The organism is Citrobacter sp. KTE30, assembly GCF_000398825.1.
GTDB classification, from domain to species: domain Bacteria; phylum Pseudomonadota; class Gammaproteobacteria; order Enterobacterales; family Enterobacteriaceae; genus Citrobacter; species Citrobacter freundii.
The window spans coordinates 2,407,686-2,425,036 of sequence record NZ_KB976055.1 but is presented as its reverse complement, the minus strand read 5'-3'; the positions used below and the strand labels follow the sequence as shown (position 1 = coordinate 2,425,036).

The 17,351-nt window shown below is 52.6% G+C and carries 13 protein-coding genes and 1 other RNA gene; 8 read left to right on the top strand and 6 right to left on the bottom strand.

Features of this window, described 5'->3' with window-relative positions; all coding sequences use genetic code 11:
* The first annotated feature begins 25 nt into the window (after positions 1 to 25).
* Positions 26 to 880, top strand: coding sequence for a 3-deoxy-8-phosphooctulonate synthase (kdsA, locus tag WC1_RS11585; RefSeq protein WP_003020772.1), 855 nt, complete (start codon positions 26 to 28; stop codon positions 878 to 880).
* 98 nt (positions 881 to 978) lie between these two features.
* Here the strand turns inward: kdsA and chaA are convergent, their stop codons facing one another.
* Positions 979 to 2,079: a sodium-potassium/proton antiporter ChaA gene (gene chaA, locus WC1_RS11590; RefSeq protein ID WP_003020769.1), complete on the bottom strand. Its 1,101-nt coding sequence runs from the start codon at positions 2,077 to 2,079 to the stop codon at positions 979 to 981.
* 403 nt (positions 2,080 to 2,482) lie between these two features.
* Between chaA and WC1_RS11595 the strand changes: the two genes are divergently transcribed.
* On the top strand, positions 2,483 to 3,178 hold the full coding sequence (locus tag WC1_RS11595; RefSeq protein ID WP_016150353.1) for a gamma-glutamylcyclotransferase: 696 nt from the start codon (positions 2,483 to 2,485) through the stop codon (positions 3,176 to 3,178).
* Between the two features lie 54 nt (positions 3,179 to 3,232).
* On the opposite strand, the gene WC1_RS11600 is transcribed toward WC1_RS11595, so the two are convergent.
* Positions 3,233 to 3,478, bottom strand: coding sequence for a DUF1883 domain-containing protein (locus WC1_RS11600; protein WP_003020763.1), 246 nt, complete (start codon positions 3,476 to 3,478; stop codon positions 3,233 to 3,235).
* Positions 3,479 to 3,740: 262 nt separating this feature from the next.
* Positions 3,741 to 4,094 carry a DsrE/DsrF/TusD sulfur relay family protein gene (locus WC1_RS11605; RefSeq protein ID WP_016150352.1) on the bottom strand — a complete coding sequence of 118 codons (354 nt, stop codon included), beginning with the start codon at positions 4,092 to 4,094 and terminating at the stop codon, positions 3,741 to 3,743.
* A 175-nt stretch (positions 4,095 to 4,269) separates the two neighbouring features.
* On the opposite strand from WC1_RS11605, the gene WC1_RS11610 reads away from it, so the two are divergent.
* Positions 4,270 to 5,655, top strand: coding sequence for a YchO/YchP family invasin (locus tag WC1_RS11610; RefSeq protein WP_050567830.1), 1,386 nt, complete (start codon positions 4,270 to 4,272; stop codon positions 5,653 to 5,655).
* A gap of 21 nt (positions 5,656 to 5,676) precedes the next feature.
* Here the strand turns inward: WC1_RS11610 and narL are convergent, their stop codons facing one another.
* Both narL and narX read right to left on the bottom strand, forming a co-directional pair.
* Entirely contained in the window at positions 5,677 to 6,327 is a 651-nt protein-coding gene (gene narL / locus WC1_RS11615) for a two-component system response regulator NarL (protein WP_003020756.1), read from the bottom strand.
* A complete protein-coding gene (narX, locus tag WC1_RS11620) occupies positions 6,320 to 8,116 on the bottom strand; it encodes a nitrate/nitrite two-component system sensor histidine kinase NarX (RefSeq protein ID WP_016150350.1) in 1,797 nt (598 codons plus the stop codon). The genes narL and narX overlap by 8 nt, the downstream gene beginning before the upstream one ends.
* Positions 8,117 to 8,456: 340 nt before the next feature.
* On the opposite strand from narX, the gene WC1_RS11625 reads away from it, so the two are divergent.
* From WC1_RS11625 to narI, 5 genes are all read left to right on the top strand, one after another.
* Positions 8,457 to 9,848 (top strand): NarK family nitrate/nitrite MFS transporter, encoded by a 1,392-nt coding sequence (locus WC1_RS11625; protein ID WP_016150349.1) that lies wholly within the window; start codon positions 8,457 to 8,459, stop codon positions 9,846 to 9,848.
* 515 nt (positions 9,849 to 10,363) lie between these two features.
* A complete protein-coding gene (locus WC1_RS11630) occupies positions 10,364 to 14,107 on the top strand; it encodes a nitrate reductase subunit alpha (protein WP_016150348.1) in 3,744 nt (1,247 codons plus the stop codon).
* The gene (narH, locus tag WC1_RS11635; protein ID WP_016150347.1) at positions 14,104 to 15,642 is read left to right on the top strand and encodes a nitrate reductase subunit beta; all 1,539 of its coding nucleotides are present in this window, start codon (positions 14,104 to 14,106) and stop codon (positions 15,640 to 15,642) included. Before WC1_RS11630 ends, narH begins: the two co-directional genes overlap by 4 nt.
* Positions 15,639 to 16,349, top strand: coding sequence for a nitrate reductase molybdenum cofactor assembly chaperone (gene narJ, locus WC1_RS11640; RefSeq protein ID WP_016150346.1), 711 nt, complete (start codon positions 15,639 to 15,641; stop codon positions 16,347 to 16,349). Before narH ends, narJ begins: the two co-directional genes overlap by 4 nt.
* On the top strand, positions 16,349 to 17,026 hold the full coding sequence (narI, locus tag WC1_RS11645; RefSeq protein ID WP_003020743.1) for a respiratory nitrate reductase subunit gamma: 678 nt from the start codon (positions 16,349 to 16,351) through the stop codon (positions 17,024 to 17,026). Before narJ ends, narI begins: the two co-directional genes overlap by 1 nt.
* 236 nt (positions 17,027 to 17,262) lie before the next feature.
* Here the strand turns inward: narI and WC1_RS23730 are convergent.
* A non-coding RNA gene (locus WC1_RS23730) (RtT sRNA) lies at positions 17,263 to 17,351 on the bottom strand.

Genomic DNA, 17,351 nt, shown 5'->3' with positions numbered 1-17,351 from the left:
TTTACCTACCGTTTAAGGCGATCCTATGAAACAAAAAGTGGTTAGCATTGGCGACATCAACGTGGCAAATGACCTGCCGTTCGTGCTGTTTGGCGGAATGAACGTGCTGGAATCCCGCGATCTGGCGATGCGCATTTGTGAGCACTACGTAACCGTTACTCAAAAGCTGGGTATCCCTTACGTGTTCAAAGCCTCCTTTGATAAAGCCAACCGTTCTTCCATCCACTCTTACCGTGGACCGGGCCTTGAAGAAGGGATGAAAATCTTCCAGGAACTGAAGCAGACTTTTGGCGTAAAAGTGATCACCGACGTTCACGAAGCCAGCCAGGCGCAGCCTGTTGCTGACGTGGTGGATGTGATTCAACTGCCGGCATTCCTCGCGCGTCAGACCGATCTGGTGGAAGCGATGGCGAAAACCGGTGCCGTTATCAACGTGAAGAAACCGCAGTTCGTAAGCCCTGGCCAGATGGGCAATATCGTGGATAAATTCCATGAAGGTGGTAACGATAAAGTTATTCTGTGCGACCGTGGCGCTAACTTTGGTTATGACAACCTGGTTGTAGACATGCTGGGCTTCAGCGTGATGAAGAAAGTCTCCGGCAACTCACCGGTGATTTTTGACGTTACCCATGCGCTGCAATGCCGTGATCCGTTTGGCGCAGCAAGCGGCGGTCGTCGTGCGCAGGTTACCGAACTGGCTCGCGCCGGTATGGCGGTAGGTCTGGCGGGTCTGTTTATTGAAGCGCATCCGGATCCAGCCAATGCGAAATGCGATGGCCCATCCGCGCTGCCGCTGGCAAAACTGGAACAGTTCCTGACGCAGATTAAAGCGATTGATGACCTGGTGAAAAGCTTCGACGAGCTGGATACTGAGAACTAATTCCTTTTGTGTGCCTGATAGAGCTTGCGCTTATCAGGTATACGAAAGGAAATAAGAAGCCGGACCCGACAAGTTATGTCGGTGTCCGGCTTTTTTCATCAGGCAAATATCGTCATCAGATAGGCGATAAACAGCGCCAGATGTGCCGCACCGTTAAGCACATTGGTGCGTCCGGTGGAGAAAGAGATATGGCACAGTACCAGTGAAGAAACCATCACAATCATCTCTGGCGCGCCCAGCGCAAACACCAAATCATTCCCGGTTGCCCATGCGATCAGCGTCACCACTGGTACGGTCAGTGAAATAGTGGCTAATACTGAACCGAAGAACAAATTCATCGCCCGCTGTACCTGATTGCTCAGAACCGCTTTCAGCGCGCCCAGCCCTTCAGGAGAGAGGATGAGTAACGCAACCAGGAAACCGGTAAAGGCCACTGGGGCATTCAGTTCAGTCAGCAAGGTCTCCAGTGGGCTGGCGTTCATCTTGGTTACGGCAATAACGGCGATCAGATGAATGATAAGCCAGGCGGCGTGCCACATATTGCTGTGCGCTGATGGCTTGCCGTGATGCGGGTCGTCATCGTCGCCTTCATCTTCATGCTCGTAAATGAACAGGCTTTGGTGCGTTTTGGTTTGAATCAGTAAAAATACGCCGTACATCGCTGCAGAAATTAATGCTACCAGCAGCGCCTGGGCGGTAGTGAAATTCGCTCCCGGTAAAGCCATTGGGAACACCAGTACAATAATGGCCAGTGGGAACAGGGCAATTAAATACTGTTTAATACCAAACAGGTTCATATACTGAGTAGCAAATTTACGGCCACCCAACAGTAATGAAAAACCGACCAGACCGCCGGTGACGATCATAATGATTGAGTACAACGTGTCGCGCATGAGCGTAGGTGCAGCATCACCGGTCGCCATTAATGCGGAGATTAAGCTGACTTCGAGAATAACGACGGACAGACTGAGGATCAGTGACCCGTAGGGTTCGCCAAGTCGATGCGCTAATACATCCGCATGACGGACAACGCTGAATGCGCTGCTTAATATACCAATAAGGGCCAGCGCATTAATACCGATGACCACTGGTAGTGACTGACTGCTCCCCCAGAAGAACAGGACTACCAGCGCCAAAATCGGGAAGACGAGAGAGGTCTCCTTGTGGCGGGTTTTTACCGCCTCATGTACTTGTGTCATTGAACTAATTCTCCATCTCTGCAGGTATTTATAATTATAAAAGTATTAAAGAATGTAAAAAATAACAGATCTTTCGGTATTTCCGATCTAGTTTTACGTAATTTTACGGCATGGACCAATTTTTGCATCCAAGCGGATAAAATTGCATATCTTGTTTATAGAGTATTTAAATAACAAAGCATTAGATTTTAACGTCAACAAAAATTGCTGATACTACTGATACAAATGATAGTGCAGAGCTTAGCAACGCGAGAGGATATAAAGTGCCGTTGACGCTTTGTTGCCTTGCAAGCGAGCGGTGAATTGCCTATTGTCCAGCTATTGGTTTCAAAATGAGCAGTAAAAAAGCCCGGAAGGCGTCAAAAAAGTTGTCGCAGGGAAGCAGCAGTGGCGGAGGTGTAAGGTGTTAACGCGTGATTTTTTATTGAATGCCGACTGTAAGACGGCATTTGGTGCTATTGAAGAATCACTACTCTGGTCAGCGGAACAACGGGCAGCCTCACTGGCGGCCACGCTTGCTTGCCGACCCGATGATGGACCGGTGTGGATCTTCGGTTATGGATCGTTGATGTGGAATCCGGCCTTAGAGTTTGATGAGTCCTGTACCGGGACGTTAGTTGGCTGGCACCGTGCTTTTTGCCTGCGCCTGACGGCGGGGCGAGGAACGGCGGGTCAGCCAGGACGCATGTTGGCCTTGAAAGAGGGCGGACGCACCACCGGTGTAGCCTACCGCTTACCTAACGCATCGCTCGAACAAGAGCTTTCTTTACTGTGGAAGCGTGAAATGATCACCGGATGCTATCTGCCCACCTGGTGCCAGTTGGCGCTGGATGATGGTCGGACGGTGAACGCGCTGGTCTTTATTATGGATCCTCGCCACCCGCTGTTTGAGTCAGACACGCGCGCGCAGGTGATTGCGCCGCTTATCGCTGCGGCGAGCGGACCTTTAGGCACCAACGCCCAGTATTTGTTCTCGCTGGAACAAGAGCTGGTCAAGTTGGGGATGCAGGATGATTGTCTTAACGATCTGGTGATCTCGGTCAAACGATTGTTGGGAGAGAACCTGCCGGAAGGCGTTATGCGGCCAGGGTTTGCCTGAATCCAGCCGGGAACTGAATGCCCGAAAGCCAGGCGCTTTTCGGGCAATTAACGCTTAGGCTGCAATATAACTTATTGAATGCTCTAGCGACTGGCTGTGGCTGTCGATCAGCACATTCCAGATGCCGGTATAGGGCACGGTCAACCATGCGTTATCACGATCCTGCACGCTTAAGATGTCGGACTGCGTGTCTTTGACGTGATTTTTCTCGCTCATCAGATGGATGTGACAGCGCTCGGAACAGCGCACAACCACCGTATCGCCACCAAATAACTTTAAACTCGCCTTCACTAATGCCATTTTTCACCCCGTTCTTGAAAACAACGTACTTTCTGTCGAAAGTGCTGCGTGATGTTGTTCACATTTCACTCATTGCATAACACCAAAGGGGGAGCAACGGGATGCTGATTTTGATCAAAAAATGGCATAACGATTAAACAAAAGTGACAAAATCCCTCAAAAGGATTGAAAGGGCGTGCTAACGTTCAACGAAACCGCGCCCATCTACGATTAAATCCGGAAATTATCGACACTTTCAGTGTGCTTGCCTGAAAGCGGTGTATCAGAAGGTCAGCACTTTATCTGCAGCCAGCGTCCATTGAGCCAGTTCAACCAGCGTGCCGACGGCTACTCCGTCAATTAACGGCAGCGTGGTGATTCCACGGCTATCGGTGCAGGTTTTGCACAGTTTGACCGGCACATTTTGCGCCGTCAGAATCTCCAGCATTTGCTGAATATTGTATCCTTCCGCGGGTTTTTGACCACGCAATCCTGCGGTTACCGCGTCCGACATTAAAAACAAACGCAGATCGAGATCCCCTTCCTGCTCGCGCAAGGCGATAGCCAGACGTAGGCTGTTAAATAACGATTCGCTTCCATAGGCTGCACCGTTCGCGACGATCACTATCTTTTGCATTTTTACTCCTTTTGCTGCATGTGAGCGTTAAAAACTGACACGTATGTTACACCTATTTCTAGATGCCAGGATAATGCCGAAAAAGGAAGGAAGGGCTGAAAATCAATACTGAAGACGTTATGGTTTAAGATAAGTATGCCGCTGTGGCTAATAGATATAAGAAACCACTAACGATTTGAGCCGTAATATTTATTTATCTCTCGCTGTATTTGCACTCTTGCCGTTGGCAGGCGGTACTGCCAGCGCGCAATCGTCATTTATTCACCAGGCGGAAAACCCTTTCGATAACAATAGTGATGGCTTGCCCGATCTTGGTATGGCGCCGGAGTCGCGGGCAGGCGAAAAGCACTTTGCCGAAATGGTCAAAGCGTTTGGGGAAGCCAGCATGACCGATAACGGGCTTGATACAGGTGAACAGGCGAAGCAGTTTGCGTTTGGCCAGGTGCGCGACAGGGTCAGCGAACAGGTGAATCAGCAACTGGAATCCTGGCTCTCTCCCTGGGGAAACGCCAGCGTCGGGTTGCAGGTGGATAACGAAGGCAGCTTTACCGGGAGTCGGGGAAGTTGGTTTATCCCGTGGCAGGACAATCAACGTTATCTCACATGGAGCCAGTTGGGGCTGACGCAACAGGACGGAGGCCTGGTCAGTAATGCGGGGATTGGGCAGCGCTGGGTTCGTGACGGTTGGTTACTGGGTTACAACACCTTTTATGACAACCTGCTGGATGAGAATCTGCCTCGGGGAGGCGTGGGGGCAGAGGCGTGGGGTGAATACCTCCGTTTATCTGCTAATTACTATCAACCGTTGTCCTCCTGGCAGGATCGTTTTGCAACTCAAGAACAACGGATGGCCCGGGGATACGACCTGACCGCGCAAATGCGCATGCCGTTCTATCAACATCTCAATACCAGCGTCAGCGTGGAGCAGTATTTTGGCGACCAGGTGGATCTGTTTCATTCCGGAACCGGGTACCACAATCCTGTGGCGGTGAATCTGGGATTGAGCTATACGCCGGTGCCGCTGATCACCGTGACAGCACAGCATAAGCAGGGTGAAAATGGCGTCAGTCAGAATAACCTCGGATTAACGTTAAATTACCGTTTTGGCGTGCCGCTAAAAAAACAGCTGATGGTAAGCGAGGTGGCAAACAGCCGATCGCTGCGCGGCAGTCGTTATGACGATCCACAACGTAACAATCTGCCGACGCTGGAGTATCGCCAGCGTAAAACACTGTCGGTATTTTTGGTCACGCCGCCCTGGGATCTCAAGCCTGGTGAGACAGTGGCGTTGAAGGTGCAGGTGCGTAGTTTGCATGGGATCCGTCGTCTGGCATGGCAGGGTGATACTCAGGCATTGAGCTTAACGGCTGGCAGCAATAGCCGAAGCGCGCAGGGTTGGACGATTATTATGCCGAAGTGGGACAATAGAGAAGGTGCGACAAACCGCTGGCGGTTGTCTGTGGTGGTAGAAGATGAGCAGGGCCAGCGTGTCTCTTCCAATGAGATCACGCTATCACTGACCGAACCGTTTATTACCGTTTCGGAAAATGATCCTCGTTAACAATGACGCATGAGCGCGTTATCAGAAAATGCGTTCCTGGTGCACCCATACCGCGGCTTCAACGCGTGATTTGAGCTTCATTTTCTTCAGCATATGCTTCACGTGAACTTTTACTGTGCTTTCGGTGATGTCGAGGCGGCGGGCGATCATCTTATTAGGCAGACCCTGGGCGATGAGTTTAAGAATATCGCGTTCGCGCGGCGTCAGTTGAGTAACATCACGGTCGGACGTTGCGCGATTGGCGCGCAGGCTGGCGGCCAGAACCGGGGTTAAGGCTTCGCTCAGCACCATTTCACCAGCGGCAGCCTGCTGCAATGCTTTCAGTAAATCTTCTGGCTCCATATCTTTCAGCAGGTAACCGTCGGCACCACGCTTCAGTGCGGTAACCACATCTTCTTCATGATTGGATACGCTAAACACAACGATACGGCCCGACAGTGATTTTTCACGCAGCTTATCGAGGGTTTCCAGACCGTTCATGCCGGGCATGTTGAGATCAAGCAGGATCAGATCGGGATCAAGGGATTCAGCCAGCTCGATACCCTGCTCACCATTGCTGGCTTCGCCGACAACGGTAATATCGGGCGCCATGCTGACAAGCTGTTTTACACCGGTTCTCAGCATCGGATGATCGTCGATCAACAGGATAGTTGCCGGTTCCAGATTACTCATGGGTATCTCCTTGGACTTCTGTGAAGTTTGTTTCGGGAATAAAAGTGACAGCAACTTCAGTACCGCCCGTCTCGCGACGGCGTACGCGGCAATCGCCGCGCAAGCTCTGCGCGCGGTCGCGCATTATTATCATGCCGTAGTGGTTACTGCGTTCGGCGTTTTCCGGTACGCCGCAGCCGTTATCTTGCACTGTCAGTTTGACCTGCTTGCCATTTTGCACCACCGTCACGACCACTTCATTGGCCTGAGAGTGTTTAAGTGCGTTGCTCAGGGCTTCGCGCGCAATTTGTAGCAGGTGAATCGCCTGATGCGAAGGGACCAGGCGTGGCGGTAGCTGATAATCCAGCTTAACCGTAAATCCAAAACGGGCGCTGTACTCCTGACAGCTGGCCTCCAGCGCCGGTCGTAATCCAGGTTCCGTGAGCTGTAAACGGAAGGTGGTTAACAGTTCTCGCAGTTGTGCCCATGAAGCATTTAGCTCGTTACGAATCTGGCTGAGCAACTCGCGACAGTTATCTGAAAGTGCATCGCCCTGCATCTGTAAACAGCTAACCTGCATCTTCATACAAGAGAGCGATTGTGCAATAGAATCATGAAGTTCGCGCGCAATGGTGGCACGCTCTTCCATCACAATCAACTGCTGTTGACGCTCCTGATGCCTGTCGAGCGCAAGCGTTGCGGTCAGTTGCTCAACCAGTGTATCAACCAGCTGCTGCTGATCGTGGCTGAGATGGCGTCCGTTCGGCAAGGTGGCGAGCAAAATACCATACTGGGTATGCGCGTCGGTCAGCCGCCATTTCAATGTAATCCCGCCGTCAATCGCGGGCAGCGTTCCGCGAGGACACAGATGGCAACCTTTCTCATCACAGCTGGCATTTGACTGACAGGTAAATTCCTGATGATTGTCTTCATCTTCCAGGTCGTAAACCCGGAGCTCAATATCATGCAGCAAGGTCAAATTTTGCAAACCATTCAGTACCGGAGAGAGGCGTTCGCACAACGGCACCTGAGAGTGCAGGCGGCGGTTAGCTTGCCACAGAAAAGAAAGAATCTGATTTTTGTGCTCCAGCCCCGCCGTTTTCTCCTGTACTCGCTGTTCCAGCACAGCGTAACTTTCGGCCAGTTCTTCCGACATATTATTTAGCGCCGAGCCCAGAGCCGCCATCTCATTACGACCGCTGATATGCGCGCGTTGGGTAAAATCACGCTGGCTGACGGCTCGTGCCATCGCCAGCAGCTGTTTCCACGGCTCTAACAGGCGCACGCGCAGCCAGATAATGGTGAAAACCAGCAGCAATGCCATAAATACGGCCATCAGGCGATGCAGCAGGACGACGCGTTCAATGCGTAATTCGGTGGTATGGTCAAAGGCGGTGACCAATTTATCCAGTCCGCCCACAAAGCGCGTCACATCCTGCGCTACCGCATCAGGCGTTTGCGCATGCGCAAGTCCCGGGGCAAGTTCAGTGTGCCAGTAATCCTGTAATGCTTTTAACTGCGCCTGTTGTCCATCTCGCTTTGCGGCACGCGTCAACTCCGGGCTAAACGCCGTTTGCTCCATTTCATCCAGCAGCGGTTGATCGCTAGCGTCCAGCGGTACGGCTGCCAGCAGGCGATAACTCTGCATGCGCAGCGATCCCGCTTTGTTGATTGCATGGGCGCTACCCTGAACGCCCTGAACCAGCCAGCCGGAGACAGCCATACCCGCCACGCCGATGGCTGTGGACAATAAAACAATCAGCGCCACCTGGTTGACCAGCGTAAGCGGGGAGAGACAACGTTTAAACATGGTGACTTGTTCCTTCGGGTTTTCGTCGAACAGAAAACCTTATTGAATGACGATTCTGCTGCAGGCAGTGGCGTTATTCTCGGCGATACACTGGAGTATACCCATACCTCAAACGGGCTACCTCTTAATTGCCAGTGGAGGGAGAGATCCTGGGCGACGGGGAGTAGGGGGCGACAGAAGCGTGAAAAACCACATCTTTTTTACCGAAGTTATGTACTCATTAAGGGTAATAATAAATTTTAGGCATGAATAATGACACCTTTTCCTTTGATTTATATCAACTTACCTCCAGCTGTAAACCCTAATGTTGCAGGCATCGAAACAAGTATCAGAGGTGTCTATGAGTCACTCATCTGCCCCGGAAAGGGCATCTGGAGCTGTAATTACCGAATGGCGGCCGGAAGATCCCGCCTTCTGGCAGCAGCGTGGTCAACGAATCGCCAGCCGTAACCTGTGGATTTCCGTCCCTTGTTTGCTGCTGGCGTTTTGCGTGTGGATGTTATTTAGCGCCGTGGCGGTGAACTTACCGAAAGTCGGATTTGATTTCACCACTGAACAACTGTTCATGCTGACGGCATTACCTTCGGTGTCCGGCGCGCTGCTGCGTGTTCCGTACTCCTTTATGGTCCCCCTGTTTGGTGGACGTCGCTGGACGGCATTTAGCACCGGCATCCTGATCATTCCTTGCGTATGGTTAGGTTTTGCGGTGCAGGATACCTCCACGCCGTTTAGTACCTTTATTATTATCTCCCTGCTGTGCGGCTTCGCTGGTGCGAACTTTGCGTCCAGTATGGCAAACATCAGCTTCTTCTTTCCAAAACAGAAACAGGGCGGCGCGCTGGGTCTGAACGGTGGCCTGGGCAACATGGGCGTCAGCGTGATGCAGTTGGTCGCGCCGCTGGTGGTTTCATTGTCAATCTTTGCCGCATTTGGTAGCCACGGGGTTGAACAACCGGATGGCACGCAGCTGTATCTGGCAAACGCCGCATGGATTTGGGTGCCGTTCCTCGCTATTTTCACGCTGGCCGCATGGTTCGGTATGAACGAACTGGCAACCTCCAAAGCCTCGCTGAAAGAGCAATTGCCGGTGCTGAAACGCGGGCATTTGTGGATTATGAGCCTGCTGTATCTGGCAACCTTCGGTTCCTTTATCGGTTTCTCTGCCGGTTTCGCGATGCTGTCAAAAACGCAGTTCCCAGAGGTGCAGATCCTGCATTACGCCTTCTTTGGCCCGTTCATTGGTGCGCTGGCGCGTTCTGTGGGCGGCGCAATCTCTGACCGTCTGGGCGGGACCCGCGTCACGCTGGTGAACTTCATTCTGATGGCTATTTTCAGTGCCTTACTGTTCCTGACGCTGCCATCAAACGGTGTCGGTGGCAACTTCATTGCCTTCTTCGCTGTGTTCCTGGCGTTGTTCCTGACGGCTGGTCTGGGGAGTGGTTCAACCTTCCAGATGATCTCTGTAATCTTTCGCAAACTGACGATGGACAGAGTGAAAGCTGAAGGTGGTTCAGAAGAGAAAGCGATGCGCGAGGCGGCAACCGATACGGCGGCAGCATTGGGCTTTATCTCTGCTATTGGTGCGATCGGCGGCTTCTTTATCCCGAAAGCATTTGGCACGTCCCTGGCATTAACCGGTTCTCCGGTCGGTGCGATGAAAGTATTTCTGATCTTCTATGTCGCTTGTGTGGTTATCACCTGGGCGGTATACGGACGTCATTCTAAAAAGTAAAAAAGTGGTATACACAAAATCATTCTAACTGTATCAAGGCGGCAAGTGAGAAATCCCCAGGAGCTAACAGAAGTAAGTGACTGGGGAGAACGAACGCAGCCAACGCGAAGCAGTTTGAAGGATGAAGTGTAAGTTGATTATCCATTGCGCGGTGTTAGACCGCGCTTTTTTTTTTACTGTAATTAGTTACAACATACTTTTGTATTGTGGCATGACAACAGCCTGTGAGAACGGCGAACGCAACATGCTAAGCAGGGGGGATACCCCTTAATACCCACTTATAAAGAATTTAACATTTGCATGATAATTGAATTATTAAAAATCCTTTAAATTCAATTTATTACATTAATTATCAATATCCCACTTTGGGGGTATGTAAAAACCAACCCTCATTTTTCATCCCTGCCTGCCTTGATCGTTATCAATTCTCACGCCCTTTCAGAGCGTTACCTTCGCTCTCAATCAAGCAATGTCGATTTATCAGAGAGCCGTCAGGCTCCTACAGGAGAAAACCGATGAGTAAATTCCTGGACCGGTTTCGCTACTTCAAGCAGAAGGGCGAAACCTTTGCCGATGGGCATGGCCAGCTTCTCAATACCAACAGGGACTGGGAGGACGGATACCGCCAGCGTTGGCAGCATGACAAAATCGTGCGTTCAACCCACGGGGTAAACTGCACTGGCTCATGCAGCTGGAAAATCTATGTGAAAAATGGTCTGGTGACCTGGGAAACCCAGCAAACCGATTATCCGCGTACCCGTCCGGACCTGCCAAACCACGAGCCTCGTGGTTGCCCTCGTGGTGCAAGCTATTCCTGGTATCTCTACAGCGCTAACCGTCTGAAATACCCGCTGATGCGCAAACGCCTGATGAAAATGTGGCGTGAAGCGAAAAGACTGCACAGCGATCCGGTAGACGCATGGGCCTCCATCATCGAAGACGCCGATAAAGCAAAAAGCTTCAAACAAGCGCGTGGTCGTGGTGGTTTCGTGCGTTCTTCCTGGCAGGAAGTGAATGAGCTGATTGCCGCTTCTAACGTTTACACCGTTAAAACCTACGGTCCTGACCGCGTGGCGGGCTTCTCGCCGATCCCTGCGATGTCGATGGTTTCCTACGCCTCCGGTGCACGATATCTGTCGCTGATTGGCGGCACCTGCCTGAGCTTCTACGATTGGTACTGTGACTTGCCGCCTGCGTCTCCGCAGACCTGGGGTGAGCAGACTGACGTTCCGGAATCTGCCGACTGGTATAACTCCAGTTACATTATCGCCTGGGGTTCAAACGTTCCGCAGACCCGTACCCCAGATGCGCACTTCTTCACGGAAGTTCGCTACAAAGGGACTAAAACGGTCGCCATCACCCCGGATTACGCTGAAATCGCTAAACTCTGCGATCTGTGGCTGGCTCCGAAGCAGGGCACCGATGCCGCAATGGCGCTGGCAATGGGTCACGTCATGCTGCGCGAGTTCCACCTTGATAACCCGAGCCAATACTTCACCGACTACGTGCGTCGTTACACCGACTTCCCGATGCTGGTGATGCTCGAAGAGCGTGACGGGTATTATGCGGCGGGTCGTATGCTGCGTGCCGCCGATCTGGTTGACTCCCTGGGTCAGGAAAATAATCCAGAGTGGAAAACCGTTGCCATCAATACCGACGGCGAAATGGTTGCGCCAAACGGTTCAATTGGTTTCCGCTGGGGTGAAAAAGGTAAATGGAACCTTGAGCAGCGCGACGGCACGTCCGGTAACGAAACCGAACTGCAGCTCAGCCTGTTGGGCAGCCAGGACGACATCGCTGAAGTCGGCTTCCCGTATTTTGGCGGCGAAGGTACCGAGCACTTTAGCAAAGTTGAACTGGAAAATGTTCTGCTGCACAAACTGCCGGTAAAACGCCTGCAACTGGCAGATGGCTCTACTGCGCTGGTGACTACCGTTTATGATCTGACCATGGCCAACTACGGTCTGGAACGCGGTCTGAACGATGAAAACTGCGCCTCCAGCTACGACGATATCAAAGCGTATACCCCGGCATGGGCAGAGAAAATCACTGGCGTATCGCGCGCTCAGATCGTGCGTATTGCCCGTGAATTTGCCGATAACGCAGATAAAACGCACGGCCGCTCAATGATTATTGTTGGCGCGGGTCTGAACCACTGGTATCACCTCGATATGAACTATCGTGGGCTTATCAACATGTTGGTGTTCTGTGGTTGCGTCGGCCAGAGCGGCGGCGGTTGGGCCCACTATGTGGGTCAGGAAAAACTACGTCCGCAGACCGGTTGGCAGCCGCTGGCGTTTGGCCTTGACTGGCAGCGTCCGGCGCGTCACATGAACAGTACGTCCTATTTCTATAACCACTCCAGCCAATGGCGCTATGAGACGGTTACGGCACAGGAACTGCTGTCTCCGATGGCAGACAAATCCCGCTACAGTGGTCATTTGATTGACTTTAACGTTCGCGCTGAACGTATGGGCTGGTTGCCATCTGCGCCGCAGTTAGGTACTAACCCGCTGTACATTGCGCGTGAGGCAGAAAAAGTCGGGATGACACCGGTGGATTACACCGTTAAATCTCTGAAGGAAGGTTCTATTCGCTTTGCGGCTGAACAACCAGAGAACGGTAAAAACCATCCGCGTAACCTGTTTATCTGGCGTTCTAACCTGCTCGGCTCTTCCGGTAAAGGCCACGAGTACATGCTGAAGTATCTGCTGGGTACTGAACATGGTATTCAGGGGCTGGATCTGGGTAAACAGGGGGGCGTGAAGCCAGAAGAAGTGGAATGGCAGGATAACGGACTGGACGGCAAGCTGGATCTGGTCGTTACCCTGGACTTCCGTCTGTCGAGCACCTGTCTGTACTCCGACATCGTGCTGCCGACCGCCACCTGGTATGAAAAAGACGATATGAATACCTCGGATATGCATCCGTTTATTCACCCGTTGTCTGCCGCCGTTGATCCAGCCTGGGAATCGAAGAGCGACTGGGAAATCTACAAGGCTATCGCCAAGAAATTCTCTGAAGTTTGCGTGGGCCACCTTGGCAAAGAAACTGACGTAGTGACGCTGCCTATCCAGCACGACTCGGCCGCCGAACTGGCGCAGCCGTTGGATGTTAAAGACTGGAAGAAAGGCGAATGCGATCTGATTCCAGGCGTTACCGCGCCGCATATCATGACAGTTGAGCGTGATTACCCGGCAACCTACGAACGCTTCACGTCCATCGGCCCACTGATGGATAAAGTCGGGAACGGCGGGAAAGGGATTGCCTGGAACACCCAGAGCGAAATGGACCTGCTGCGTAAGCTCAACTACACCAAGGCTGAAGGCCCGGCAAAAGGCCAGCCGATGCTGAATACGGCGATTGATGCCGCTGAGATGATCCTCACCCTGGCACCGGAAACCAACGGTCAGGTGGCGGTGAAAGCCTGGGCTGCGCTGAGTGAATTTACCGGCCGTGACCATACGCATCTGGCGCTGAATAAAGAAGACGAGAAAATCCGCTTCCGCGATATTCAGGCGCAGCCGCGCAAAATTATCTCCAGCCCGACCTGGTCAGGACTGGAAGATGAACATGTTTCTTACAACGCTGGTTACACCAACGTTCACGAGCTGATCCCATGGCGTACGCTGACTGGTCGCCAGCAGCTGTATCAGGATCATCAGTGGATGCGAGACTTCGGTGAAAGCCTGCTGGTATACCGCCCACCAATTGATACCCGTTCGGTGAAAGAGGTGATGGGCGAGAAATCAAATGGTAACCCTGAAAAAGCGCTCAACTTCCTGACGCCACACCAGAAGTGGGGTATCCACTCCACCTACAGCGATAACCTGCTGATGCTGACGTTAGGCCGCGGCGGTCCGATCGTGTGGATGAGCGAAGCGGATGCGAAAGATCTGGGTATCGAGGATAACGACTGGATCGAAGTCTTTAACAGTAACGGGGCACTCACCGCCCGTGCGGTTGTGAGTCAACGTGTCCCGGCCGGGATGACCATGATGTACCACGCCCAGGAACGTATTGTGAATATTCCGGGGTCGGAGATTACCGAGCAGCGCGGCGGGATCCATAACTCGGTGACCCGTATCACACCGAAACCGACGCACATGATTGGTGGTTATGCCCACCTGGCCTACGGCTTTAACTACTACGGCACCGTAGGTTCGAACCGTGATGAGTTCGTGGTGGTTCGTAAGATGAAGAACATTGACTGGTTGGATGGCGAAGGAAATGACCAGGTACAGGAGAGCGTAAAATGAAAATTCGTTCACAAGTCGGCATGGTGCTGAATCTCGATAAGTGCATCGGTTGCCACACCTGTTCAGTAACCTGTAAAAACGTCTGGACCAGCCGTGAAGGTGCGGAGTATGCCTGGTTTAACAACGTTGAAACCAAGCCGGGTACTGGCTTCCCAACTGATTGGGAAAACCAGGAAAAATGGAAGGGCGGTTGGATCCGTAAGATCAACGGTAAACTGGTGCCGCGCATGGGTAACAAAGCGCTGCTGCTGGGTAAAATTTTTGCTAACCCGCATTTGCCAGGTATTGATGACTACTACGAACCGTTTGACTTCGATTACCAGACTCTGCACAACACCCCGGCAGACAGCAAAGCGCAGCCGATTGCCCGCCCGCGCTCGCTGATCACCGGTCAGCGTATGGATAAAATCACCAAAGGTCCGAACTGGGAAGATGACCTCGGCGGTGAGTTCGAGAAGCTGGCGAAAGACAAAAATTTCGAGAACATGCAGAAGGCGATGTACGGTCAGTTCGAAAACACCTTCATGATGTATTTGCCGCGTCTGTGCGAGCACTGCCTTAATCCGGCGTGCGTGGCGACTTGCCCGAGCGGTGCCATTTACAAGCGTGAAGAAGATGGCATCGTGCTGATCGATCAGGACAAGTGCCGCGGCTGGCGTATGTGCATCACCGGTTGCCCGTACAAAAAAATCTACTTCAACTGGAAGAGCGGTAAGTCAGAGAAGTGCATTTTCTGCTATCCACGTATCGAAGCCGGTCAACCGACCGTGTGCTCCGAAACCTGCGTCGGTCGTATCCGTTACCTCGGCGTACTGCTGTATGACGCGGATGCGATTGAAAGCGCGGCAAGCACCGAGCATGAGAAAGATCTGTACCAGCGTCAACTGGACGTGTTCCTCGATCCGAACGATCCGGCTGTTATTGAACAGGCGCTGAAAGATGGTATTCCGCTGAGCGTTATCGATGCCGCACAGCAGTCTCCGGTTTATAAAATGGCGATGGACTGGAAGTTGGCGCTGCCGCTGCATCCGGAATACCGCACATTGCCGATGGTTTGGTACGTGCCGCCATTGTCACCGATTCAGTCTGCCGCCGATGCGGGCGAGCTGGGCAGCAACGGTATTCTGCCGGACGTTGACAGTCTGCGTATCCCGGTTCAGTACCTGGCGAACCTGCTGACAGCAGGCGATACTCAGCCGGTGCTGTTGGCGCTGAAACGTATGCTGGCGATGCGTCACTACAAACGTGCGGAAACCGTTGACGGTAAAGTCGATACCCGTGCGCTGGAAGAGGTCGGTCTGACCGAAGCTCAGGCACAGGAGATGTATCGTTATCTGGCCATTGCGAACTACGAAGATCGTTTCGTGGTGCCGAGCAGCCATCGTGAACTGGCGCGTGATGCGTTCCCGGAGAAAAGCGGTTGCGGCTTTACCTTCGGTGACGGTTGCCACGGTTCTGATACTAAATTCAATCTGTTCAACAGCCGCCGCATCGACGCTGTCGATGTGACCAGCAAAACGGAGCCGCACCAATGATTGAACTCGTCATTGTTTCGCGTTTGCTCGAGTACCCGGATGCTGCCCTGTGGCAGCATCAGCAGGAACTTTTCGATGCACTCGCGTCATCTGAGAACCTGGATAAAGAGGATGCCCAGACTCTGGGCGTTTTCCTGCGCGATCTAATCGCGCAAGACGTGCTGGATGTGCAGGCAAGTTACAGCGAACTGTTTGATCGTGGCCGTGCCACCTCGCTGCTGCTGTTTGAACATGTACACGGTGAATCCCGCGATCGCGGTCAGGCGATGGTTGACCTGATGGCACAGTATGAACAGCACGGTTTGCAGCTCGACAGCCGCGAACTTCCCGATCATCTGCCGTTGTATCTGGAATATCTTGCGCAACTGCCGAAAAGCGAAGCGCTAGGTGGCTTGCAGGATATTGCGCCGATCCTGGCTTTGCTCAGCGCTCGTTTGCAGCAGCGTGAAAGCCGTTATGCAGTACTGTTCGATTTGCTGTTAAAACTGGCGAATACCGTTATCGACAGCGATAAAGTGGCTGAAAAAATTGCGGATGAAGCCCGTGATGATACTCCACAAGCGCTGGATGCGGTCTGGGAAGAAGAGCAGGTAAAATTCTTCGCCGATCAGGGGTGTGGCGAGTCGGAAATCTCCGCTCACCAGCGTCGTTTTGCCGGGGCCGTTGCGCCGCAGTATCTGAATATCACTACCGGAGGACAGCACTAATGCACTTCCTGAATACGTTCTTCTTTGACATCTATCCGTACATCGCGGGTTCTGTCTTTCTGATCGGCAGTTGGCTGCGTTATGACTACGGGCAGTATACGTGGCGTGCGGCCTCCAGTCAGATGCTGGATCGCAAAGGGATGAACCTGGCGTCAAACCTGTTTCACATCGGGATCCTGGGGATTTTTGCCGGGCACTTCTTGGGTATGTTAACGCCGCACTGGATGTATGAAGCGTGGCTGCCGCTTGAAGTGAAACAAAAGATGGCGATGTTCGCGGGTGGCGCCAGTGGCGTAATGTGTCTGATTGGCGGTGTACTGCTGTTGAAACGTCGTTTGTTCAGCCCACGAGTGCGGGCCACCACCACCGGAGCGGATATTCTGATCCTCTCTCTGTTGGTTATCCAGTGTGCGCTGGGTCTGCTGACCATTCCGTTCTCCGCCCAGCATATGGACGGCAGCGAGATGATGAAGCTGGTGAACTGGGCGCAGACAGTGGTGACCTTCCATGGCGGAGCGTCTCAGTATCTGGATGGCGTCGCATTTATTTTCCGTGTGCACCTTGTGCTGGGTATGACGCTGTTCCTGTTGTTCCCATTCTCGCGTCTGGTACACATCTGGAGCGTCCCTGTCGAATATCTGACACGCAAATACCAGATTGTTCGTGCACGTCACTAATCGTATTTCTGTGAAAGATAAACCCTGCTTCGGCGGGGTTTTTTTATGTCTGTTTGCCGGATGGCGGCGCAAGCGCCTTATCCAGCCTACGCAGGTTTAAGCGAGCGCCGTAGGCCTGCGTAGTGCATCAGGCAATTTGTGGGCATGTGTCGAGTTTGTAGGTCTGATAAGCACAGCGCATCAGGCAAATAAAGGGCATTGCAGTTGGTTTGGGGTGTTGATTCTTTATAAAGTGATGGTGGTGGGGGAAGGATTACTCAGCGCTGCGCGCTTCGCCCTTCGGGTCGTTGCCTGCGGCAACGCTTTCTCGCTAACGCTCGAATCG